This window comes from Pseudomonas sp. Irchel 3F3 (assembly GCF_900187545.1).
Taxonomy (GTDB): domain Bacteria; phylum Pseudomonadota; class Gammaproteobacteria; order Pseudomonadales; family Pseudomonadaceae; genus Aquipseudomonas; species Aquipseudomonas fortuita.
Genome location: NZ_FYDS01000001.1, coordinates 173,422 through 196,565, shown reverse-complemented (window position 1 = coordinate 196,565; position 23,144 = coordinate 173,422). Strand labels below are relative to the sequence as shown.

Annotated in this window: 19 protein-coding genes; 10 read left to right on the top strand and 9 right to left on the bottom strand. The window is 62.9% G+C overall.

Features of this window, described 5'->3' with window-relative positions; all coding sequences use genetic code 11:
• Positions 1–50 precede the first annotated feature (50 nt).
• Entirely contained in the window at positions 51–278 is a 228-nt protein-coding gene (locus tag CKW35_RS01005) for a hypothetical protein (RefSeq protein WP_024717704.1), read from the top strand.
• Between the two features lie 123 nt (positions 279–401).
• On the opposite strand, the gene CKW35_RS01000 is transcribed toward CKW35_RS01005, so the two are convergent.
• The 5 genes from CKW35_RS01000 to CKW35_RS00980 all read right to left on the bottom strand — a co-directional run bounded on the left by CKW35_RS01000 (position 402) and on the right by CKW35_RS00980 (position 5,900).
• On the bottom strand, positions 402–884 hold the full coding sequence (locus tag CKW35_RS01000; RefSeq protein WP_016485955.1) for a copper chaperone PCu(A)C: 483 nt from the start codon (positions 882–884) through the stop codon (positions 402–404).
• Positions 885–1,493, bottom strand: coding sequence for an SCO family protein (locus CKW35_RS00995; RefSeq protein WP_016485954.1), 609 nt, complete (start codon positions 1,491–1,493; stop codon positions 885–887). It lies immediately after the preceding gene.
• A gap of 221 nt (positions 1,494–1,714) precedes the next feature.
• Positions 1,715–2,299, bottom strand: coding sequence for a Fe-S biogenesis protein NfuA (gene nfuA, locus CKW35_RS00990; protein ID WP_012271640.1), 585 nt, complete (start codon positions 2,297–2,299; stop codon positions 1,715–1,717).
• Positions 2,300–2,357: 58 nt separating this feature from the next.
• On the bottom strand, positions 2,358–3,392 hold the full coding sequence (locus CKW35_RS00985; RefSeq protein WP_016485953.1) for an acyltransferase: 1,035 nt from the start codon (positions 3,390–3,392) through the stop codon (positions 2,358–2,360).
• A 207-nt stretch (positions 3,393–3,599) separates the two neighbouring features.
• Entirely contained in the window at positions 3,600–5,900 is a 2,301-nt protein-coding gene (locus tag CKW35_RS00980) for a fatty acid cis/trans isomerase (RefSeq protein WP_016485952.1), read from the bottom strand.
• Positions 5,901–6,076: 176 nt separating this feature from the next.
• Between CKW35_RS00980 and metH the strand changes: the two genes are divergently transcribed.
• Both metH and CKW35_RS00970 read left to right on the top strand, forming a co-directional pair.
• Positions 6,077–9,784 carry a methionine synthase gene (gene metH, locus CKW35_RS00975; protein WP_095114819.1) on the top strand — a complete coding sequence of 1,236 codons (3,708 nt, stop codon included), beginning with the start codon at positions 6,077–6,079 and terminating at the stop codon, positions 9,782–9,784.
• A gap of 167 nt (positions 9,785–9,951) precedes the next feature.
• Positions 9,952–10,167, top strand: a complete 216-nt coding sequence (locus CKW35_RS00970) for a DUF2970 domain-containing protein (RefSeq protein WP_016485950.1) — start codon at positions 9,952–9,954, stop codon at positions 10,165–10,167.
• A gap of 377 nt (positions 10,168–10,544) precedes the next feature.
• Here CKW35_RS00970 and CKW35_RS00965 read toward each other — a convergent pair whose 3' ends face one another.
• Positions 10,545–11,621: an ABC transporter substrate-binding protein gene (locus tag CKW35_RS00965; RefSeq protein WP_016485949.1), complete on the bottom strand. Its 1,077-nt coding sequence runs from the start codon at positions 11,619–11,621 to the stop codon at positions 10,545–10,547.
• Between the two features lie 213 nt (positions 11,622–11,834).
• On the opposite strand from CKW35_RS00965, the gene CKW35_RS00960 reads away from it, so the two are divergent.
• The 6 genes from CKW35_RS00960 to CKW35_RS00935 all read left to right on the top strand — a co-directional run bounded on the left by CKW35_RS00960 (position 11,835) and on the right by CKW35_RS00935 (position 17,881).
• On the top strand, positions 11,835–13,487 hold the full coding sequence (locus CKW35_RS00960; RefSeq protein WP_016485948.1) for a nitrite/sulfite reductase: 1,653 nt from the start codon (positions 11,835–11,837) through the stop codon (positions 13,485–13,487).
• Positions 13,471–13,965 carry a DUF934 domain-containing protein gene (locus CKW35_RS00955; RefSeq protein ID WP_016485947.1) on the top strand — a complete coding sequence of 165 codons (495 nt, stop codon included), beginning with the start codon at positions 13,471–13,473 and terminating at the stop codon, positions 13,963–13,965. Before CKW35_RS00960 ends, CKW35_RS00955 begins: the two co-directional genes overlap by 17 nt.
• Positions 13,966–14,214: 249 nt before the next feature.
• Entirely contained in the window at positions 14,215–15,018 is an 804-nt protein-coding gene (gene dkgB, locus CKW35_RS00950) for a 2,5-didehydrogluconate reductase DkgB (protein WP_016485946.1), read from the top strand.
• Positions 15,019–15,229: 211 nt separating this feature from the next.
• Positions 15,230–15,694 (top strand): DUF1348 family protein, encoded by a 465-nt coding sequence (locus CKW35_RS00945; RefSeq protein WP_016485945.1) that lies wholly within the window; start codon positions 15,230–15,232, stop codon positions 15,692–15,694.
• 147 nt (positions 15,695–15,841) lie between these two features.
• On the top strand, positions 15,842–17,071 hold the full coding sequence (locus CKW35_RS00940) for an MFS transporter (RefSeq protein ID WP_095114818.1): 1,230 nt from the start codon (positions 15,842–15,844) through the stop codon (positions 17,069–17,071).
• Between the two features lie 36 nt (positions 17,072–17,107).
• Positions 17,108–17,881, top strand: a complete 774-nt coding sequence (locus CKW35_RS00935) for a helix-turn-helix domain-containing protein (protein ID WP_095114817.1) — start codon at positions 17,108–17,110, stop codon at positions 17,879–17,881.
• Between the two features lie 45 nt (positions 17,882–17,926).
• On the opposite strand, the gene CKW35_RS00930 is transcribed toward CKW35_RS00935, so the two are convergent.
• On the bottom strand, positions 17,927–18,889 hold the full coding sequence (locus tag CKW35_RS00930; protein WP_060518820.1) for an aliphatic sulfonate ABC transporter substrate-binding protein: 963 nt from the start codon (positions 18,887–18,889) through the stop codon (positions 17,927–17,929).
• Between the two features lie 14 nt (positions 18,890–18,903).
• Positions 18,904–19,860: an ABC transporter substrate-binding protein gene (locus CKW35_RS00925; RefSeq protein WP_371855215.1), complete on the bottom strand. Its 957-nt coding sequence runs from the start codon at positions 19,858–19,860 to the stop codon at positions 18,904–18,906.
• Between the two features lie 325 nt (positions 19,861–20,185).
• On the opposite strand from CKW35_RS00925, the gene CKW35_RS00920 reads away from it, so the two are divergent.
• Positions 20,186–22,099, top strand: coding sequence for a tyrosine-protein phosphatase (locus CKW35_RS00920; RefSeq protein WP_095114815.1), 1,914 nt, complete (start codon positions 20,186–20,188; stop codon positions 22,097–22,099).
• A 58-nt stretch (positions 22,100–22,157) separates the two neighbouring features.
• Here CKW35_RS00920 and CKW35_RS00915 read toward each other — a convergent pair whose 3' ends face one another.
• Positions 22,158–23,129 (bottom strand): AraC family transcriptional regulator, encoded by a 972-nt coding sequence (locus CKW35_RS00915; RefSeq protein ID WP_095114814.1) that lies wholly within the window; start codon positions 23,127–23,129, stop codon positions 22,158–22,160.
• Positions 23,130–23,144 lie beyond the last annotated feature (15 nt).

Genomic DNA, 23,144 nt, shown 5'->3' with positions numbered 1-23,144 from the left:
GCCCCGCCAACCCTCTGCTACACTGACAAGGCTGAATGGAGGATCCTGCCATGTCCGAAAGAGAGCTCACCACCCTCCTGTCGCTGATGAACCAGCGCCAGGCCTGCCTGAACAGCGCCTGCAAGGAGATTGCCGACTGGATCGACCGGCAGGGCGATGTGCCCGCCGCCGGCAAGATCCGCGCCAGCCTGAAGGCACTGGAGGCCGATGAGGCCCAGGTTCGAAAGACCCTGACCTCGCTGACACTCGACAGGCCGCTGCCCAAGTTTCGCAGCTGATTGAACCAGGGGCCGCCGTGGGAGCGAGCTTGCCCCGCGAAGGAGACAACGCGGTGAATGGCACCGGCTTTGCCGGTGTTCGCGGGGCAAGCCCGCTCCCACAGGCTGCCCCGTTCAACGTTATCAGTGCTTCATGTGCATGTGGTCATGCCCACCGCCGGCCTCGGCGTTGAGCGGACGCACTTCGGCCTGCACGTCGAGGGTTTCCTTGGCCCCTTTGGCATCCTCGATGGTAAGGGTCAGCGGCACTTTATCGCCTTCCTTCACCTGTTCGTTCAGGCCCATCAGCATCACATGCAGGCCATTGGGGTCCAGGGTCACGGCCTTGCCGGCCGGCAACTCGACAGCCTTCACCTCACGCATGCCCATCACGTCGCCGTTCATGGTCATTTCGTGCACCTGCACGGTCTTGGCCACGGGCGAAGCCACGCTCACCAGCTTGCTGTCGCTGCTGGCGGTCAGGGTCATGAAGGCACCGGTGGACTGCTGGTGCGGCACGCTGGCACGGACCCAGGCATCGCTCACGGTAGTCTGGGCCAGGGCCGGCAGGGCCAGACCCATCAGTGCCAGGGCAGCCAGGCCGCGTTTGATCGGTTGCATCGACATTCAGCAGATCTCCATCAGGGTAACCAGGTCTTCGGCGCATTCCTTGGCATTCAGGGAATGGCCCAGGCTCAGGCGCAGGGTGCCACGCGTATCGTAGACGTAGCTGGTGGACGAGTGAGAAATCGTATAGGTGTCACCGGCCGGGACCTTCTCGTAGAACACCTTGAACTCCTTGGCCACTGCGGCGATTTCTTCCGGGGTGCCGGTGAGCGCGGTGAACGTGGGGTCAAAGGCCTTGACATAGGCATCGAGCACCTCGGGGGTGTCGCGCTCCGGGTCCAGGGTGATGAACACTACCTGGAACAGGTCGCGGTCGCGGCCTCTGAGCAGCTTGCGGATTTGTGCCGCGCGCGCCAGGGTGGTCGGGCAAACCGCCGGGCATTGGGTGAACCCGAAGAAGATCATCGGCATGCTGCCGTAGAAGCTCGACAGGGTGCGCACGTTACCTTGCGGGTCTTTGAGGCTGAACTTGCGCCCGAGGATTTCGTTGCTCATGTTCTTGCCGTACTTGAACTCGAGCCCCCGGGCCGGGCTGCAGCCTGCCAGCAGGCCAAGCCCGAGAACGCCCATCCCGGCGACAACGGCGCGCCGGGTGTATAGATCATTCATGAAACCATCCTTTACAGGGAAGGTGCCGACCCTCGGGACGGGCCGGCTGAAAAACCGGGGCATTCTGGCATGACACCCCAAGGGGTTCTACCCGACGAAGGCGGGGATGGCCTGCAGCCCTTTGAAACCGGGCTGCGGCCTGTTGTCGCAGGGGTTGAAACCGTAACAGTTTGTTGCTAAGAGAGCCGCATTTACGCGAACCCTACAGGAGCGCGTCGACGTCAGTAGTAGGCGTTCTCTTTCTGGGTGTGGTCAGTCACGTCACGCACGCCCTTGAGCTCCGGAATACGCTCGAGCAGGGTGCGCTCGATGCCTTCCTTCAGGGTGACATCTGCCTGGCCACAACCCTGGCAGCCGCCACCGAACTGCAGCACGGCAATGCCATCGTCGACCACATCCACCAAACTGACCTGACCACCGTGGCTGGCCAGCCCGGGGTTGATCTCGGTCTGCAGGTAATAGTTGATACGCTCGTTGATCGGGCTGTCTTCGTTGACCATCGGCACCTTGGCGTTAGGCGCCTTGATGGTCAGCTGGCCACCCATGCGGTCGGTGGCGTAGTCGACCAGTGCGTCTTCCAGGAACGGCACGCTGACTGCGTCCAGGTAAGCGGTGAAGCTCTTCAGACCCACGGCGGTGTCGTCAGGCTTCTCTTCGCCCGGCTTGCAGTAGGCAATGCACGTCTCTGCGTACTGGGTGCCAGGCTGGGTGATAAAAATGCGAATGCCGATGCCAGGCGTATTCTGCTTGGAAAGCAGATCGGCCAGGTAATCATGGGCGGCGTCGGTAATGGTTATAGCGCTCATGTAGGTTCCTCACAGACTTGCGGCCAAGTGTACGCCAACCCGGCCCTTGAACAAAGTCCTAGTAATTGACTCGGGAAAGCGCATATTCACGGGATGGCCCCCGTGGCGCCGCCAGCCAGGCCTGCATGCGCCGGTACAGGCCGCGCTCCAGCCACCGGTAGCTGAACCACGACATTAGTCCAATGGACGGCACGCACAGGGCAAATACCAGATACGGGTTCAGATGCAGGCGCTGGCTGGCGAACCAGCCGGCATACAGCACCAGGACATGAATCAGGTACACCGAGTACGAACAATCGCCAAGGGCCTTGAGCAGCCGATTGCCTTGGAACAGTGGCTCCAGGGCCACAAAGGCCAGCACGATCATCGCACTTGGCACCCCCCAATGCAGCAAGCGCTGGGAAGCGTCCAGGTGGTAGATCGCCAGGCTGGCCACGCCCAGCAAAGCCAGCGGCAACCACCTGCCCTGGCGGATCATCCCGCGACGGTACAGCACGCCCACACCGATGCCGAGCAGGAACTCGTAGATGATGTCGTTGTTGTAGAAGCGGCTGACCACACCCATGCGCCCCAGTACCTCGCTGACCAGTAGCAGAGCAACGGTAACCAACAGCAAGTGATGCCGTTGGCGTACCAGGAAGGCCAGGCCGAAAAGCAGGTAGAAAAACATCTCGAAGTTCAGCGTCCAGCCCACGTTCAGGGTCGGGTACAGGCCATAGCCTCCGGGGTTCTCCGCCGGGATGAACAACATTGACAAGAGCAGGTGATGCCAGGCGAATTCCTGATGCGGCATCCATTGGCTGAAGGCCAGCAGCAACGCGGCCATCAATGCGGTGTAGAACCAGTAGGCAGGAACAATACGCAGCACCCGATTGAGCAGGAACTGGCGCGGTTCGATGGTTTTGTCGCGGGTCGACAGGTAGATGACCAGCCCGCTGATGACGAAGAAGATGTCGACCCCCACGGCGCCACGGTCGGTGAGCAGTTGGCCGATGGGGCCGGTGGCGTGGAAGTCGAAGAAGATCTGCATGAAATGGTGGCAGACCACCACCCAGGCGGCGAACGCCCGCAGTGCCTGAAGCGAATACAGCATGAAATACCCTGCGCTTGCCGGTGTATTGAGGCCTTCGGGAGCGCTTTACGCTCCATCGCCGGCACGCCAGCTCCCACAAAAACCGCGCACGCCTGAGCACTACGCAGGCCTGTGGGAGCTGGCTTGCCGGCGATTGGGCTGCATAGCAGCCCCCGGACCACCCACCATTTCCGACCGCAGGGTACTCGGAAAGGTCAGCCTACCCGATCAGAGGTTCTCATAGCGGTTCATGTCCAGCACACCCGCCTCGACCGGCGTGGTCTCCTTGATGAAGCTGTTCAGGTCATGGAAGTAGCGCCAGAACTCAGGGTGACTGCGGCGCACGCCCCAGCGCATGACGATGCGCTCGAACCTGGCTGCATCGTCTTTCGCATATTCCAGGTCCTCGACAAACTCCGCCACATCCTTGGTCGGCACGTTGAAGATGAAGTTGGGATAGCTGCTGAGCACGCCCGGGTACAGGGTCAGGGTATCCAACCCGGGCTGGTAGCGGTACGCCTCACCCAGCAGGAACGCCACGTTGCTGTGCGCGCGGTTGCGCAGCAGGCTGTACACCTGGCGCTGGCCGCCCTGCCCTTCGATGCGCAGCATGGTCGCTTCGGGCAACTGGTTGATCACCTTCAGCCCCGCAGCCGGGCGCGACACCAGGCGGCTGAGCGACTGCTCGGCATTGCGGAACTCTTCGCTCACCTGCGGCCGTGAGCAGAAGGCGCCCTGGCAGCGGTTTATCGGGTCGGGCGCAGCATTCAGGCTGCCGGTGCGCTGCAGCAGTTTCAGGCCAAAATCGCGCTTGGGGTTACGCGCGTCCAGCGAGATGCCACTGGGCGTGTCGGTGTCGATGTCTTCATAATCCATCCACATCTTCACCTTGCCGCTGTTCTGGTACCAGTCGCCGAGGATGTCCTTGCGCTTTTCGGCCGGCATCAGGCGCAAGAAGTTGACTTCGGCGCCATTGCGGATCAAGTCAAAATAAAGGCGCGTCTGCAACTGGTGCGAAACATTGCCGTACACATCGAAGTTGACCGCCAGCTGGTAGTAGGTGCGCTCGAACAGCGGGTAGTCGAACAACCACATGGTCAGCGGCACATCACCGATCAGGCCCTTGGTCACCGAGGCACTGTCGAAGTGGCGGAAGATACTGAGCAGCGCGTTGTCGTTACCGGCCCACAGCGTCGACCACCCTGGCGCCGGCATGTCGGCATAGGCGTCGCGACGCAGCTTTTCGTACTCGTTGCGCTTGTCGCGGTAGGCGTGCCACAGGCTCAGCACGCTGCCCACATCATCGATCTGCCCAGGCATGGCCAGCAGCGGGGTGGCCTCGCCACGGTACTTGGCATCCGTGATGTAGCGGTCGAAGGCGGGCTCCTGGAACAGTGCCCAGAAGTTGTCGCGGATCACGTCGGTAGCAATCTGCCCGCGGCACACCGGGCCACGGATGAACGTACGCACGAAGTACTCGGCGTTATCCAGCATGAACTGGTAGCGCGCCACTGCCGGGATTGCCTCGAACGTTTCAAACGGGTTGGCGCGGTGACGCGGGCCGTAGCCTGGCAGCGCGGTAGCATGCCAGTCACCGGCGTAGAACAGCTGCTTCACCCGCTTGAGCTTCTGCGGCCCCATCGGGTAGGTGATGTGCGTCTTGTGCACGATCACGCCCTGCACCGGGATCAGGCGGTAATAGAAGTCGGTGCCGGGTGGGTCGTTGGGGCGACGCGTGGCAATGATGTCGGCCGGCTGGCCGCTGGGCGTGCGTGACCGCACCCACTGGAAGAAGTGGCCCTGCTCGCCGCCGACGAAGTAGATGTGCGCCAGGAACAGGTGCTCGTAAAGCCAGCGGCCGACCAGGGCCTCGGTGGAACCCGGGCGGTTGAGCAGTTCTTCCCACTCGGCGATCTGCCTGGCTTCGGTTTCGCTTGGCTTGATCGGTTGATACTCAACAGGCGCCCCGGCCGCCAGCCAGCGGCGCATGGTGTCGTATTCCTTGTCGGTCAGCCCGGTAACGGCCAAGGGCATGCCCTCCTTGGGATGGGCACCGGCATAGGCGTCGAACTCATGGGGCAACGGGCACATGTTGTTGCGGCTCAGGCCCAGCACAATGTCCTCGGGCAGTTTGGCATTGGGCGTGAGTGGGGTCTTGTGCCCCAGCTCCAGCATGCGCGCCATCAGCGCGGCCTGGCTGCCCTGGTTGTCGAGCACCGAGTAAAAGCCTTTCTTGCGCCATTGCTCCTCGCTATGGGCGTCGTAGAACAGCCGCGTGGTAGGCACCGCCTTGCTGCGGTCGCCCTCGTAAACCGGGACCTTGCTGGCACCGCGTACCGCGCCTTCCGGGCTTTCCAGCTTCAGCTGGCAGGCGGCGTCGTTGCAGGCGTGGCAGGCCACGCATTTCTCGGTGAAGATCGGCTGAATGTCCCGGGTATAGGAAATGGCCGGGCTCGACTGGGGGGCTTGCCCGAACACCACGCTGCTGATGAGCAGAGCGAAGGCGCCGGCAAGAATACGATGCACCATGTGCGAAAAGTCCTGGGTCCTGAAAGCTGTCACTGTTGTTGCCTGGTCGTCTTTGGGTGCTGTTAATCGCGCCAGCAACATGAGCAGTTTTCATGCAAATGGGCGGTGCGCCTAAAAACCGCGCAACTTTGATATGATTCTGCACCTTCTGATATTTGCCCGACCAGGTAGTTCCTATGTCCGACCGCAGCGCTCGTCTCCAAGCACTCCAGAACGCCCTCAAAGAGCGCATCCTGATCCTCGACGGCGGCATGGGTACTATGATCCAAAGCTACCGTCTCGAGGAACACGACTATCGTGGCACGCGCTTCGCCGATTGGCCAAGCGATGTAAAGGGTAACAACGACCTGTTGCTGCTCAGCCGCCCGGACGTGATCGCCGCCATCGAGAAAGCCTACCTCGATGCCGGTGCGGATATTCTAGAAACCAACACCTTCAATGCCACGCAGATTTCCCAGGCCGACTACGGCATGGAGTCGCTGGTCTATGAGCTGAACGTGCAAGGCGCGCGCATTGCCCGCCAGGTAGCCGATGCCAAGACCCTGGAAACGCCCGACAAGCCGCGCTTCGTCGCAGGTGTACTGGGCCCTACCAGCCGCACCTGCTCGATTTCCCCGGACGTCAACGACCCCGGCTACCGCAACGTCACGTTCGATGAGCTGGTAGAGAACTACATCGAGGCCACCCGTGGCCTGATCGAGGGCGGCGCGGACCTGATCCTGATCGAAACCATTTTCGACACCCTCAACGCCAAGGCGGCCATTTTTGCCGTGCAGCAGGTGTTTGAAGACGACGCTATCGAACTGCCGATCATGATCTCCGGCACCATCACCGACGCCTCTGGCCGCACCCTGTCGGGCCAGACCACCGAAGCGTTCTGGAACTCGGTGCGCCACGCCAAGCCGATTTCCGTGGGCCTGAACTGCGCCCTCGGCGCCAAAGACCTGCGCCCTTACCTGGAAGAGTTGTCGACCAAAGCCGACACCCACGTTTCCGCCCACCCCAACGCCGGCCTGCCGAACGCCTTCGGCGAGTACGACGAAACCCCGGCCGAAATGGCTGCGGTGGTCGAAGAGTTCGCAGCCAGCGGCTTCCTCAACATCATCGGGGGTTGCTGCGGTACCACCCCGGGCCACATCCAGGCCATTGCCGAGGCCGTGGCCAAATACAAGCCACGCGAGATCCCGGAGATTGCCAAGGCCTGTCGCCTGTCCGGCCTGGAACCGTTCACCATTGATCGCCAGTCGCTGTTCGTCAACGTCGGCGAGCGCACCAACATCACCGGTTCGGCCAAATTCGCCCGGCTGATCCGTGAAGAAAACTACACCGAAGCCCTGGAAGTCGCCCTGCAGCAGGTCGAGGCCGGCGCCCAGGTGATCGACATCAACATGGACGAAGGGATGCTCGATTCCCAGGCGGCCATGGTCCGTTTCCTCAACATGATCGCTGGCGAGCCGGACATTTCCCGCGTGCCGATCATGATCGACTCCTCCAAGTGGGAAGTGATCGAAGCCGGCCTGAAGTGCATTCAGGGCAAAGGCATCGTCAACTCCATTTCCATGAAAGAAGGCGTCGAGCAGTTCAAGCACCATGCCCGCCTGTGCAAGCGCTACGGTGCCGCCGTGGTGGTCATGGCCTTCGACGAAGTCGGCCAGGCCGACACCGCCGCGCGCAAGAAGGAAATCTGCAAGCGCAGCTACGACATTCTGGTCAACGAAGTGGGCTTCCCGCCCGAAGACATCATCTTCGACCCGAACATCTTCGCCGTTGCCACGGGTATCGAAGAGCACAACAACTACGCCGTCGACTTCATCGAGGCCTGTGCCTATATCCGTGACCACCTGCCCCATGCGCTGAGCTCGGGCGGTGTGTCCAACGTGTCGTTCTCGTTCCGTGGCAACAACCCGGTGCGCGAGGCGATCCACTCGGTGTTCCTGTTCCACGCCATCCGCAACGGCCTGACCATGGGTATCGTCAACGCCGGCCAGCTGGAGATCTACGACGAGATCCCGGCCGAGCTGCGTGAAAAGGTCGAGGACGTGGTGCTCAACCGCACGCCGGAAGGGACCGATGCCCTGCTGGCCATTGCCGACGACTACAAAGGCGGCGGCGCCACCAAGGAAGTCGAAAACGAAGCCTGGCGTTCGCTGCCGGTCGGCAAGCGCCTGGAGCACGCACTGGTCAAAGGCATCACCGCGTACATCGTCGAGGACACCGAGGAGTGCCGCCAGCAATGCGCACGCCCCATCGAGGTCATCGAAGGCCCGCTGATGAGTGGCATGAACGTGGTTGGCGACCTGTTCGGTGCAGGCAAGATGTTCCTGCCCCAGGTGGTCAAGTCGGCCCGCGTGATGAAGCAGGCGGTGGCGCACCTTATCCCGTTCATCGAAGCCGAAAAAGGTGACAAGCCAGAAGCCAAGGGCAAGATCCTGATGGCCACGGTAAAAGGTGACGTGCACGACATTGGCAAGAACATCGTCGGCGTGGTGTTGGGCTGCAACGGCTATGACATCGTCGACCTCGGCGTGATGGTGCCGGCCGAGAAAATCCTGCAAACCGCCCGCGACGAAAAATGCGACATCATCGGTCTGTCCGGCCTTATTACCCCGTCGCTTGACGAGATGGTCCACGTTGCCCGCGAAATGCAGCGCCAGGGCTTCGAACTGCCCCTGATGATCGGCGGCGCCACCACGTCCAAGGCGCACACCGCAGTCAAGATCGAACCCAAGTACAGCAACGACGCCGTCATCTACGTCACCGATGCCTCGCGGGCGGTCGGCGTGGCCACCCAGTTGCTGTCCAAAGAGCTCAAGCCGGGCTTCGTCGAGAAAACCCGCCTGGAATACGTGGATGTGCGCGAGCGCACCGCCAACCGCAGCGCCCGTACCGAGCGCCTGAGCTACGCCCAGGCCATCGCCGCCAAGCCGAAGTACGACTGGGCCGGTTACCAGCCAGCAGTGCCTTCCTTCACCGGCGTCAAGGTACTGGAAGACATCGACCTGCGCACCCTGGCCGAATACATCGACTGGACCCCGTTCTTCATTTCCTGGGACCTGGCCGGCAAGTTCCCGCGCATTCTCACCGACGAGGTGGTCGGTGAGGCTGCCACCGCGCTGTACAAGGATGCCCGCGAGATGCTCGACAAGCTGATCGACGAGCAGCTGATCAGCGCCCGCGCGGTGTTCGGCTTCTGGCCGGCCAACCAGGTGGCCGATGACGACATCGAGGTGTACGGCGAGGACGGCCAGGCGCTGGCCACGCTGCACCACCTGCGCCAGCAGACCATCAAGCCCGACGGCAAACCCAACTGGTCGCTGGCTGACTTTGTCGCGCCAAAAACCAGCGGCGTCACCGACTATGTGGGCGGGTTCATCACCACTGCCGGCATTGGTGCAGAGGAAGTGGCCAAGGCTTACCAGGACAAAGGCGACGACTACAGCTCGATCATGGTCAAGGCCCTGGCCGACCGCCTGGCCGAAGCCTGCGCCGAGTGGCTGCACGAGCAGGTGCGTAAAGAGCACTGGGGCTATGCCCGCGACGAACACCTGGACAACGAAGCGCTGATCAAGGAGCAGTACCGCGGCATCCGCCCGGCACCGGGCTACCCGGCCTGCCCCGACCACACCGAAAAAGAAACCCTGTTCCGCCTGCTCGACGGCACCGCCATCGGCGAAACCGGGCCGAGCGGTGTGTTCCTTACCGAGCACTTTGCCATGTTCCCGGCGGCGGCGGTGAGTGGCTGGTACTTTGCCCACCCGCAGGCGCAGTACTTTGCCGTTGGCAAGGTCGACAAGGACCAGATCGAGCGCTACAGCGCGCGCAAAGGGCAGGATGTGAGCGTAAGCGAGCGCTGGCTGGCACCGAACCTCGGGTACGACAGCTAAGACTGTGCCGGCTTCCTCGCGGGCAAGCCCCCCACAGGTAAATCACTGCCCTGGCGGTTTGTGCCGAACCTGTGGGAGCGGGCTTGCCCCGCGAAGAGGCCGGCACAAGCAACCTTAGCGCCATTGCCTACACTGTTCCTGATTGCCTCTGATCTTCAGGAGCTACCATGGATGATTCCAGCCAGGGCAAACCCCCAACCTTCTGGCAGATGCTGCACAGCATCCTCGCCGCCGCCTTCGGCGTGCAAAGCGGCAAGAACCGCACCCGCGACTTCACCCACGGCAAAGCCAGCCATTTCATTGCACTGGGGACGCTCTTCACCCTGATTTTCATCATGGTGCTGATCGGCCTGGTGCAACTGGCCCTGCACCTTACCCGCTAGCCTGTCCCGGCCTCATCGCCGGCAAGCCAGCTCCCACAGGTTTTCTGCAGCCTCAGGGCCTGCGCTGTACCTGTGGGAGCTGGCTTGCCGGCGATGAGGCCGGGACAGGCCACACAAAAACGCCCGCAGGACATCCCCCCGCAGGCGCTGTTGCTACATCACGGTCTGAAAGAGAAGTCTACTGGTGGCTGACCCAATACACGGCAGTGACCACCACCAGGACGATCAGGCAGAGGATCGCCCAGGCGTCGACACTGCTGTCAGCTTTGCGGACCTTGGTTGAGTTTCCCATTGCATTGCCTCTTGTAGTGGTTATGGGAATGCACTTCACAACCAGCAGTTAAGACGAGCAATGCCCTTCCCTCAAGCAGGGTCTTTCAATACTCGACCGGTGACGTCAGGAACGGGTACTGGTAACTGGCCGGCTGCCCTTCGGCGCTGTAATTCAGAAAATCGACGCCGTAGTCGTCCCGCTCCAGCAGTTTCAGCCACCGCCTGGCCTTGGCCTGATCGATCGCCTGCAACACCGGGGCACTGTGCACACGCTGGCCGTCGCGGTTCAGCGCCACCCCGTGGGCATCATCGTGCAGCATCACCATGGCCCAGCCACCCAGGGTGAAATGCCCACCCATCAGCACGCTCAAGCGCCCATCGATGCGCGCACGCAAGGCCTCAGGCGAACTGTTGACGACGCCGAACAGCACATCACGCCCCGGTGTGTGCCCTGCTTCCTCGAACGCCTGCATGGCGCCAAAGCCCATCTCGTCGTTGGCCGACCACACCAGGCGGGTGGCCGGGTAACGCTCCAGCAATTGCTGCGCCTGTTCATAGGCACGCTGGCGGCTCCAGCCGCCGTATACCACCTGACGCAGGCGCACCTGAGGGAAGTCGGCCAGGGCGCGGCGCATGCCCTCCTCGCGCAACTGCGAGGCCGGTGTGGTCTTGAGCCCGGCAAAGGCCACCAGGTCCACCGGCCCTGCGTCGCGAGGCAGTTGCGCGACCATCAGGCGCAACATCTGGAAGCCCGCCTGCTCATCGTTGCTCATCAGGGTACCCAGGGGCTCGGCGTACTTGTCCGGCTGGGCCTGTATGCTGCGGGCCTGGCTGGCGGTCAGGCCGTTGTTGACCAGCAACAGCTTGACCCCGGTACCACGCGACAGGCGCAGGATTTCCGGTGCCACGTACTGCTCATTGACCAGCACCAGGTAGTCTGGCCGCTGCGCCCCACTCAAGATCGCGCGGGCCTGGGTCAGCACCCGGTCGGCTCGGCGCTCGCTGTACTCAACGCGCAGGGACATACCCAGTTCGTCCGCAGCGGCCTGCATGAAGCGGGTGTAGCTGGTCCAGAATGTCTCGGTGGACAGCCCCGGATTGAGGAACACCACCGAGGCCGGCTGCGCATTTGCCGCCAGTGGCAGGGCAAGACACAAGCTTTGGCACAGGGCCTTGAGCATGGGGTCACATCTCTGCGAAGCAAACGCCGGATTATAACCGCCTGGCTGCGCCCGGCGTACAAATGGCAGTCAGTCTCACATAGTCCATTTGGTTCTTTTCATATGCAAAAACATCACTTTAGCGCATAACCGCAACCTGATATCGTTCCACGGCTCCGTACCGGAGTGCGCGGCCGTGCGCGCGAATAGCTGCATGCCTGAGACAGGACTTTTATGTACGTATACGACGAGTACGATCAGCGGATCATCGAGGACCGCGTCAAGCAGTTCCGTGATCAGACCCGCCGCTACCTGGCCGGTGAGCTGAGCGAAGAAGAATTCCGCCCTCTGCGCCTGCAGAACGGCCTATACATCCAACGTTTCGCACCAATGTTGCGTGTCGCCGTGCCGTACGGCCAGCTGAGCGCCCGCCAGGTCCGCACCCTGGCGAAGATCGCTCGCGACTACGACAAAGGCTACGCGCACATCTCCACGCGCCAGAACGTGCAGTACAACTGGCCGGCACTGGAAGACATTCCGGACATTCTCGCCGAGCTGGCTACCGTGCAGATGCATGCGATCCAGACCAGCGGCAACTGCCTGCGCAACACCACCACCGACCAGTTCGCCGGTGTGGCCGCAGACGAAATCATCGACCCGCGCCCCTGGTGCGAGATCGTCCGCCAGTGGACCACCTTCCACCCGGAATTCGCCTACCTGCCGCGCAAGTTCAAGATCGCCATCAACGGCTCGCAGGAAGACCGCGCCGCCATCGAAGTGCACGACATCGGCCTGGAGCCGGTGCGCAACGCTGCTGGCGAACTGGGCTTCCGCGTGCTGGTTGGCGGCGGCCTGGGCCGTACCCCGGTGGTCGGCTCGTTCATCAACGAATTCCTGCCGTGGCAAGACCTGATCAGCTACCTGGACGCCATCCTGCGCGTGTACAACCGTTACGGTCGCCGTGACAACAAGTACAAGGCGCGGATCAAGATCCTGGTCAAGGCGCTCACACCTGAAGTGTTTGCCGAGAAGGTCGAGGCCGAAATGGTCCACCTGCGCGGCGGCAGTACCACCCTGACCGAAGACGAAGTACAACGCGTATCGCGCCACTTCGTCGACCCGGAGTACCTGGCCCTCGACAATGTCGACTACGCCGCCCAGGACGCAGAAAACCCAGGCTTCGCCCGCTGGCGCTCGCGCAATACCCGCGCCCACAAGCGCCCTGGCTACGTGGCCGTGACCTTGTCGCTCAAGCCTACCGGCGTTGCCCCGGGCGACCTGACCGACAAGCAGCTGGACGCCGTCGCCGACCTGGCCGAGCGCTACAGCTTCGGTTTCCTGCGCACCTCGCACGAGCAGAACATCATCCTCGCCGATGTCGAGCAGCGTCAGTTGCATGCGCTGTGGCTGGAGCTGCGCGAAAGCGGCTTCGCCACCCCGAACATCGGCCTGCTGACCGACATCATCTGCTGCCCGGGCGGTGACTACTGCTCGCTGGCCAACGCCAAGTCGATCCCGATCGCCGAGTCCATCCAGCGCCGTTTCGACGACCTGGACTACCTGTTCGACATCGGCGAAATCGACCTCAACATCTCTGGCTGCATGAACGCCTGCGGCCACCACCACGTGGGCCACATCGGCATCCTCGGCGTGGACAAGAAGGGTGAGGAGTTCTACCAGGTGTCGCTGGGCGGCAATGCTGCGCGCGGCGCAAGCCTGGGCAAGATCCTCGGCCCGTCCTTCGCCCAGGATGCCATGGCCGATGTGATCGAGAAGCTGATCGCCGTGTACGTCGAGCAACGTACCGAGGAAGAGCGTTTCATCGACACCTACCAGCGTATCGGCATCGACCCCTTCAAGGAACGCGTCTATGCAGCGAATCATTAAGAACAACCAGATCGTCGACGAAACCTGGCACTTGCTGCCCAAGGAAACCTCGTTCGACGAGCTGACCAACTGCGACGACTACATCGTGCCGCTGCAGCTGTGGCGTGACCACGCCCATGTGCTCAAGGCCCGCGACGGCGGCCTGGGCGTGTGGCTGGACAGCGACGAAGAAGCGGAAGAAATCGGCGAAGACGTGCAGTACTTCCAGGTGATCGCGCTCAACTTCCCGGCCTTCACCGACGGGCGCAGCTATTCCAATGCGCGCCTGTTGCGTGACCGCTACAAGTTCAAGGGCGAGCTGCGTGCCATCGGCGACGTACTGCGCGACCAGCTGTTCTTCATGGCCCGCTGCGGTTTCGATGCGTTCGCCATCCGGGCCGACAAGGACCCGGAAGACGCGCTGCAAAGCCTCAAGGACTTCTCGGTGACCTACCAGGCCGCCACCGACGAGCCGCTGCCGCTGTTCCGCCGCCGCTGATCGTCCCGCTCCAGCGAACAGCCCGCCACCCGGCGGGCTTTTTCGTTCCTGGCCCCTGGCGTTGAAGGGCCTTACGACTCGAATCAAGTTAAACCTGCCGTTGCGCTACCTCACGCTCTGAACAGATGTGCGCGGAATCATTCTTGCCTACAGTTCAAATGACTTTGACGCAGCAGCGGCTTATTCGCTGCCTTGCGAACCTGCACACTGGCCGTCACATGATTTCCCCCACTATTCAGGAGTAACTCAATGAGCGTTCCTTCCTTCGGGCTCGGCACCTTCCGCCTCACTGGCCAAACTGTTATCGACTCGGTCAAGTCGGCCCTGGCGCTGGGCTACCGCGCCATCGACACCGCACAGATCTACAAGAACGAAGCCGAAGTCGGCCAGGCCATCGCCGAAAGTGGCGTGCCGCGCAACGAGCTGTTCATCACCACCAAGATCTGGGTCGACAACTATGCCGCCGACAAGCTGATTGCCAGCCTGCGCGAGAGCCTGAAGAAGCTGCGCACCGACTACGTCGACCTGCTGCTGATCCACTGGCCGGCGCCGGGCAACGGCGTGGAACTGCGCGAATACATGACTGCGCTGGCCGAAGCGAAGAAGCTGGGGCTGACACGCCAGATCGGTGTGTCCAACTTCAATATCGAGCTGACCCGCCAAGCCATTGATGTAGTCGGCAAAGGCGAAATTGCCACCAACCAGATCGAGCTGAGCCCGTACTTGCAGAACAGCAAGCTGGCAGCATTTCTGAATGAACAGGGCATTACCGTGACTTCGTACATGACCCTGGCCTACGGCAAGGTTCTGAAAGACCCGCTACTGGCCGAAATAGCAGCCAAGCACAAGGCCACCGTCGCCCAGGTTGCGCTGGCCTGGGCCCTGCAGCTGGGCTACGCGGTCATCCCGTCTTCGACCAAACGCGAAAACCTGGCCAGCAACCTGCTTGCCCGTGACCTGAAGCTGGGCGCCGACGACATGGCACGCATCGCCACACTCGAACGCAATGGCCGAGAAGTCAGCCCTGACGGCCTGGCGCCGGTCTGGGACTGACACCCCAACTTTTCAGCCTTGATACAGGCATTGAGGGCCGCCTTGCCCCCCACTGCCGCACAGCCAGGCCCGCGCGCGGCAAGGCCATGGCTTCGATCACAAGCCTGTATTGTTCCACGCACCGCAATTATGAAGTGTCGCGCACATCCATTCTCTGTCCAGGCACCGGCAGCTAACCTGCTAAAAACCAAACGACCTGAGGAGTACGCCGATGTCCCGACCACCACTACCGCCCTTCACCCACGAAAGTGCCATCGAAAAGGTGCGCCTGGCCGAAGATGGCTGGAACGGCCGCGACCCGGCCAAAGTCGCCCTCGCGTATACCCCTGACACGGTCTGGCGCAACCGCGTCGAGTTCCCCCGTGGGCGTGCCGAGGTCGAGGCGTTCCTCACCCGCAAATGGGACCACGAACTGGAGTACCGCCTGATCAAGGAGCTGTGGGCCTTCACCGGCAACCGTATTGCTGTGCGCTATGCCTATGAGTACCACGACGACAGCGGACAATGGTTCCGCGCCTACGGCAACGAGAACTGGGAGTTCGCCGACGATGGGCTGATGCAGAACCGCCACTCGAGCATTAACGAACACCCCATCAGCGAAGCCGAGCGCAAGTTCCACTGGCCGCTGGGGCGGCGCCCGGATGACCACCCCGGGTTGAGCGAGCTGGGTCTCTGAGCTACCAGCGGGGGTTGGAACAGCGGTGCGGGCACGGATGCCCGAAACGCGACAGTGGCTGCCTGTTCGGCGGGAGACAGGCAACCTGGGTACTGGCTAACCTGCGGCGGCAATGCCTTGTTCCCTTGCCACAGAAGAACCTTGCCCATGACAACTTCCGCCGCCTTGGCCGCCGCCCCGCCTGCCGACCAACCTCAGGGCTTTGTAGTCCGTATCGTCGGTGCTGCCGCTTTCGCCCACCTGCTGAACGACCTGATCCAGGCCGTACTGCCGTCGATCTACCCGATGCTGAAAAGCGACTTCGCGTTGAGCTTTGCCCAGATCGGCTGGATCGCCCTCGTCTACCAGGTAACAGCCTCTCTGCTGCAACCCTGGGTCGGGATGTACACCGACAAGCACCCGCAACCGTACCTGTTGCCAGCCGGTATGCTGGTGACATTGGCGGGCATCGCCCTGCTCGCCTTCGCGGGCAGCTATGAAATGCTGCTGGTGGCTGCTGCGGTGGTCGGCGTAGGTTCGGCAACCTTCCACCCCGAAGCTTCGCGGGTGGCCCGCATGGCCTCAGGCGGGCGCTTCGGCACCGCCCAGTCGACCTTCCAGGTGGGTGGCAACACAGGCTCCGCCCTCGGCCCGCTGCTGACCGCTGCCATCGTCATACCACACGGCCAGCCGGCCATTGCCTGGTTCATGCTGGCGGCTGCGCTGGCCGTGGTGGTGCTGCTGCGGGTGACCGGCTGGAGCATGCGCCACGGCCAGGCCCGGCTCAAGCGTTTCGCCGGCCAGCAGGCCCCCGGGCTGTCGCGGGGCGCCATGTGGCGCGCCGTGGTGGTGGTCGCCGTGCTGATGTTCGCCAAGTTTGTTTACATCGCCTCGTTCACCAACTACTTCACCTTCTACCTGATCGAGCACTTCGGCCTGAGCGTGCAACACAGCCAGCTGTATCTGTTCGTGTTCCTCGCAGCCGTGGCATTGGGCACTTTTGCCGGTGGCCCGGTGGGAGACCGCATCGGGCGCAAGGCGGTGATCTGGGTTTCGTTTCTTGGCGTGGCACCCTTTGCCCTCGCCCTGCCCCACGCCAACCTGGCCTGGACAGCGATACTGGCGGTGGCCATCGGCCTGGTAATGTCCTCGGCTTTCGCGGCGCTGGTGGTGTATGCCCAGGAAGCGGTGCCGGGCCGGGTCGGCATGGTTTCGGGGGTAATGTTCGGGCTGATGTTCGGCATCAGCGGCATTGGTGCCGCCGGCCTGGGTGAGCTGGCCGACCGCCATGGCATCGAGTGGGTATACCAGGCGATCGCGTTCCTGCCGCTGCTGGGCCTGGTAACCGCGCTGTTGCCAGCAACCCGTTCGAAGGCCCCGCCCAGCCGCTGCTGCTAAAGTGGCGCTGCCAGGCTGCATCTATACGAGGTCACGATGGTAAAACCGCAGCGCGAATTGCTGGTGGAGGTCGATCAGTGGACCTGGGAAGTGGGTAGCCGTGCAACGGACTACCCCAGCGACTGGTTCATCGAGCCCCATACCCATGCCAAGCATCAACTGATCTATGCCATCAAAGGGCTGATGATCGTCGAGTCCGGCAACGAATGCTGGACAGTGCCACCCAGCCGCGGGGTGTGGATGCCTTGCGGCCAGGTGCATGCCATCCGCTGCGTGGGCGATGTGAAGATGCGCAGTGTGTTCGTGCGCACCGATGCGGCAGCGGGCCTGCCCCTGCAGAGCAAGGCCATCAGCATCTCGCCGCTGCTCAGCGAATTGATCAAGGCTTCGGTGGGCTTTACCGCACCCTTTGCCGAGGACTCGCGCGAAGCCCGGGTAATGCGCCTGATCCTCGACGAGATCAGCGTACTGCCGACCTTGCCGCTTAAGCTCTCGCAACCCAGCGACAAGCGCCTGCGGGTGATTTGCACGGGATTGCAAGAGCGGCCCGACGATAACGCCACTGTGGCCGACTGGGGCCAGCAACTGGGGGTGGACGAGAAGACCATCCAGCGGTTGTTCCGCAGCGAAACCGGCATGACCTTCGGCCAGTGGCGCCAACAGGCGCGGCTGATGCAGGCACTGGAGCGGATTGCCCAGGGCGAGCGGATCATCGACGTGGCGGGGGCACTGGGGTATGACAGCCCCAGTGCCTTTGCCAGCATGTTCAAGCGCCACTTCGGTACTACGCCCAGTCAGTTCTTCAAGTAGCCCTCAGTTTACAGATTGTCGGCACCGGCCTCTTCGCGGGTATCCTCAGTCAGCAGCGTGCGGCTCGAACACCGTCACCGCACGCGCATCCACCGGTTTGGGCAGCAGCCCTTCGCGGTAGAAGGCATCGGCAATACGCTGTTGCTCACCCAGGTTGCCCAGTTGCACCGGCTGCACGTCATAGCTGCGTCGGCCATTGGCCTGCTGCACCGTCGCGCTGTCCAGGTTGCCCCACAGCGGCCCCAGTACCCGGGCAGCCGCTGCAGGGTTGGCCTTGGTCCAGGCCCCGATCTCGCGCAGCGCCTGGTACACCTGCTGCAGCACTTCAGGATGCGCCTTGGCGTAATCGCTACCGGCCAGGTAGTAGCGCTGGTAACTCGCCAGCTCGCTGCCATCGGCCAGGATGCGCGCGTTCTGCTGGCGCTGGGCGCTGGCCACATACGGGTCCCAGGTGACCCAGGCATCGACCTTGCCGTTCTCGAACGCCGCCCGGCCGTCGGCGGGAATCAGGTACGCCGGGGTAATGTCCTTGAAACCAAGACCGGCCTTGGCCAAGGCCTGGATCAACAGGTAATGGCTGCCCGCCGCCTTGGTCACCGCCACACGCTTGCCCTTGAGGTCGGCCAGGGTCTTGAGCGGCGAGTCGGCTGGCACCAGGATGGCCTGGGCCGAGGGGGATGGCGCCTCACGAGCAAAATAGGTGAGCTTGGCGCCAGCTGCCTGGGTGAATACAGGCACGGTGTCGGCCACATCCGCCGACAGGTCTATATTGCCCAGGTTCAGCGCCTCCAGCAGCGGCAGGCCACTGGGGAACTCGTGCCAGCTGACGCGGATACCTTCGGCCTGCAGGCGCTGCTCCAGGGTGCCACGGGCCTTGAGCAAGGTCAGCAGGGTTGAGGACTTCTGGTAACCGATGCGCAGGGTCTGATCGGCGCTGGCGAGCGACGGTAGCAGGCAGCCGAGCAGCAGGCCCAGGGCCAGGTGGCGCAGGCGTTTGCGGTGCAGCATGGGACGTCTCCGGGTCAATGTTGGGCCAGTGAGTCAGGGGCGGGCACGCTAAAGCCACTGGCAAAGGTCGGGGCCACGTCCAGGCGTTGATTCATCAGGCCGTGGGCGTGGTAAAAGTCGGCGGTTTCCTGCTGTTCGCCGATGGTCTTCGCGTCAATCGCCTGCCAAACCAGTTGGCGCCGCTCGAACTGCAGGCGGGCAGCATCCTGCGGAAAGCCGATGATCGCAGCCAGGGTTTGTGAATAGCTGTCCAGATGCTGGTAAGCCCAGACCTGGGCGCCGGCCAGGCGCACAAGGTAGTCCTGCAATGCGGCCTTGCGAGCCGGATCACCCAGCGCCTTGTCGGTGGCGGCCAGGAAACTGTTGCCACTGGACAACCCCCGACCGTTGACCAGCACTTTGCCCTGGCCGCTCTGCTCGGCCAGCGCGGTGTAGGGTTCCCAGGTCGACCAGGCGTCCACCGAGCCATTGGCCAGGGCGATCTTGGCGTCGACGGGGCCGAGGAAGCGAAACTCCACGTCCTTTTCGCTGAGCCCGACCTGATCCAGTGCCTTCAATGCAAGGTGGTGGCCTATAGAGCCACGGCCCGTGGCGATCCGCTTGCCCTTGAGGTCGGTAGCGCTGTGCAGCGCTGCGTCGGGGCGCACCAGCAGCGCCGTGCCATACGGGTCGGACTTGTCCACGGCAATGGCCTTGACCGGCGCACCAGAGGCCAGCACGAAGAGCAATGGTGCATCGCCAATGATGCCAGCATCGATCGCGCCGGCATTCAGTGCCTCGGCCAAAGGCGCGGCAGCGGGGAACTCGGCCCAGCGGATGTCGTAAGGCAAGTCACGCAGGGCATCGGCTGCCTCCAGCTGGGCGCGCATGTTGCCTTTTTGGTCACCGATGCGCAGGGTCAGGCGGTCACTGGCAAATGCCTGAGTAGCCAGCAGTGTGGCAGCCGCGAAAAGCAGCAGGCGAGATCGAATGGACATCCGCAGTTCCTTGCAGGTTGAAGAAACTGCGAATGTAGCCGGCTAGATCAAATAAATAAAAGTAATTAAATTCATAAGCTAATATGCAAAAAAACAAAAACAGGCAAACCCTCGTCTCAGCCGAAATGAAAGCAACCCTGCGTTCCAGGTCTGGCCAGTGTGTGATTAACGGGGCGCTTTGCGCCCCAGTCGCCGGGACAGAAGACGCAAAACAAGGACAGATCGCGCAAGCCTTTGCACATCACCGCAAAATGTAACATTCAGTTTCATGTTGCCCCAGGACAGTAGACAGCCTAACCCACTGCCTGAGGCCTGATCCGTGCTGCAACGTGTGCTCTGCTCCCTGTCCCTGCTTACCCTTGCCATTTCCACCGCCCATGCCGCCGAAGCGCTCGCCACCCCACGCCTGGCCGGTATGGATAATTTCCGCGACCTCGCCGGCACCACCAGCGCCTACCCGACCAGCCATGACGGCACAATGCGGGCGGGTGTGTTCTACCGTGCCAACGCCCTTACCCCGACCGCCGCCGACCTGGCCACCCTCAATGGCCTGGGTATCAGCAATGTGTACGACCTGCGCACCCCAAGCGAAATCGCCAGCACGCCCGATACGCTGCCGGGCGGCGCCAGCTACACCAACATCGACATCATTGGCAGCACCACATCGGGCTCCAACATCACCAACATTTCCTTCAGCAGCGCAGAACAGGCGCGGGCGATGATGCAGGAGACCAACCGCGCCTTCGTCAGCGACGCCGGCATGCGTGGCCAGTTTGCCGTGCTGTTCAACGAACTGGCGGCTGCCGATGGCGCCGCGCTGTTTCATTGCACCGCGGGCAAGGACCGCACCGGCTGGACGGCAGCGGTGCTGCTGAGCATCGCCGGGGTGGACGAGGCCAGCATCATGAGTAACTACCTGGCCACCAACGGCTACACCGCCGCCCGCGTGGCTGCCACGCTGGCGGCGATGCCGGCGAGCATGGCCGAAATCTATGCACCGCTGCTGGGGGTCGAAGCCAGCTACCTGCAGGCTGGCCTCGATGAAATCAGCGCCAACTACGGCAACATGGACAACTACCTCAAGCAGGGCCTGGGCCTGAGCCAGGAAACGATCTACGTGCTGCGCGGCAAGATGGTGCGCTATGGTTCCCTGCCCGGCGAGGCAGGCCTGCTGGGCAACGCTGCCGCCGGCGCGCAATTGTTGCGCGAGCTGCAGGACACCTCGCTGTCGGGCAGCTACAGCGCCTACAACTACTACCTGCAATCGGCCATCGATGCCGGCAGCTTGGGCGGCGTGACCTCGACCGTTGGCGGCCAGGTGCACGCGGATGCCGCCAGCTACCTGCTGCGCCAGGGCGCCATGGTCGAGCGTGCGGCTTCGCCCTTTGCCGACGGCAGCGGCCTCAAGGCCGGCCAGGCGCGCCTGTGGAGCACAGGGCTGGCCGGCTACCTCGGCACTGACGGCTCAGCCCATGCGGCCAGCAGCAACGCGCATAGCCAGGGGTTGATGGTGGGCATGACCCAGCGCTTTTCCGAGCAGCTCAGCGGCCATGCCGGTTTTGGCTATAACCGTGGCAAGGTGGGCGGGGCCGGTGGCGAGGCCGATACCGACCTGACCTTCCTCAGCCTGGGCGCACGCTTCGCCCCTGGCGGCCTGGAGCACGGACTGTTCATCGATGCCGACATCAGGGGTGGCTGGCTCGACTACTCCAGCAAACGCGAACTGGGCGGCGGCCTGGGCACGGCCAAGGGTGACAGCCACGGTACGCTGGCTGGCGCCAGCCTGGCGCTGGGTTATCGCCTGCCCACCCATGGCGTGGTGCTGGAGCCGAGCATTGGCGTGCGGGTCAGCCACGTCGACCTGAACGGCTTTACCGAAAAAGGCAGCGAACTGGCCCTGCAAGTGGACGACCTCAAGGCAACCCGCCGCAGTGCAGGGGCCAACCTGAAGGCGTCTTTCACGCCCATCCCCGTCGGCAGCTGGCAGTGGGTGCCTGGGGTGGAAGTGGGTTACGAACATGCCCTGGGGGATCAGCAAGTGGACAGCCAGGGGCATCTGCTGGGGCTGGATATCGAGCAACGTGCGGCGTTCGACAACCGCGACCAGTTTACTGGCGGGGTGAGCCTGATGGCCAACCTGGGTGCGTTGAGTGTGGGCGGCGAAGTGGCGGCGATGGGCGCAGGCGACAGCCACGGGGTGAGTGGCAGCCTCAAGGCCAGCTACGCGTTCTAAACCATATCATTGGGGCCGCTTTGCAGCCCCGATTGGCTTTACTGACTGGTATCAGGCCTTACCTGCCGCGCCTCAACTCAGCCGGGCTTACCCCGAACGCCTGCTGGAAGTACTGGGCAAAACGCCCCGCGTTGCTGAACCCATGGCGCAAGGCTACTTCGGCCACCGACACGCCCTCCCCGCGCGCCAGTACCTGGCGCGCGCTCTCCAGCCGTACCTGCCGCTGATAACCCACAATCGATGTGCCAGCAAAACGGCGAAAGCCATCCTGCAAGGCGCGCAGGCTGACATTGACCAACCCCGCCAGCTCAGTGCCACTGACCAAGCGCGCCGGGTGCTCGTGCAGATAGGCCATCGCCAGCTTCACATGGCGCGGTGCCAACGCAGGTGCCGGGCTGCGCAAAGCATCGCTATAGGTGTGCGGCCACGCCTCCAGCACCGCATCCACCACCATTTCCTGCAGCCGGGTGGGCATCAGCATGCCGGTATTGATCAGTTGGTCGAACTGCGTACCGGTGGCCATTTCCAGCAACGCACGTATGCCCTGGAACACCGGCAACGCCAGGTCGACCACTGGAGCAAAACACACCGGTGCCGCCAAAGGCTGGCCCAACAACAGTGACAAGCGCTCAGCAAACAACGCGCGCCGTATCGACATGCCGCACTGGGCATGGTTTTCGGCAAAACGCACGGTGCGAATGTCGCGCTTGTCGACCGCCAGCCCCACGTGGGCACCACCAATCGACTCGCCCCGGTGATCGAAAATGATCTTGCCAGCGGTGGGCAGCACGAAGGTGATCTCATCCTGTGGTGTGGGCAGGGTGATGCTGAAATCGCCGCCGTACTGCATGCGGCGCACGCTCATGCCTTCGAAGCGCCCATACACGCCCCCAATGCTGATGCCTTGGGCCAGCGGCGGCATGTCGGCATACAAGCTACCGAACATCTGGGTGAACAGGGCACCGAAATCATCGCTGCGCATATCGCTTGTGCGAAGCATGAAGGGCTTGCGGGTCAGGCCGGAGTGCACTGTGGTTTCACCTGT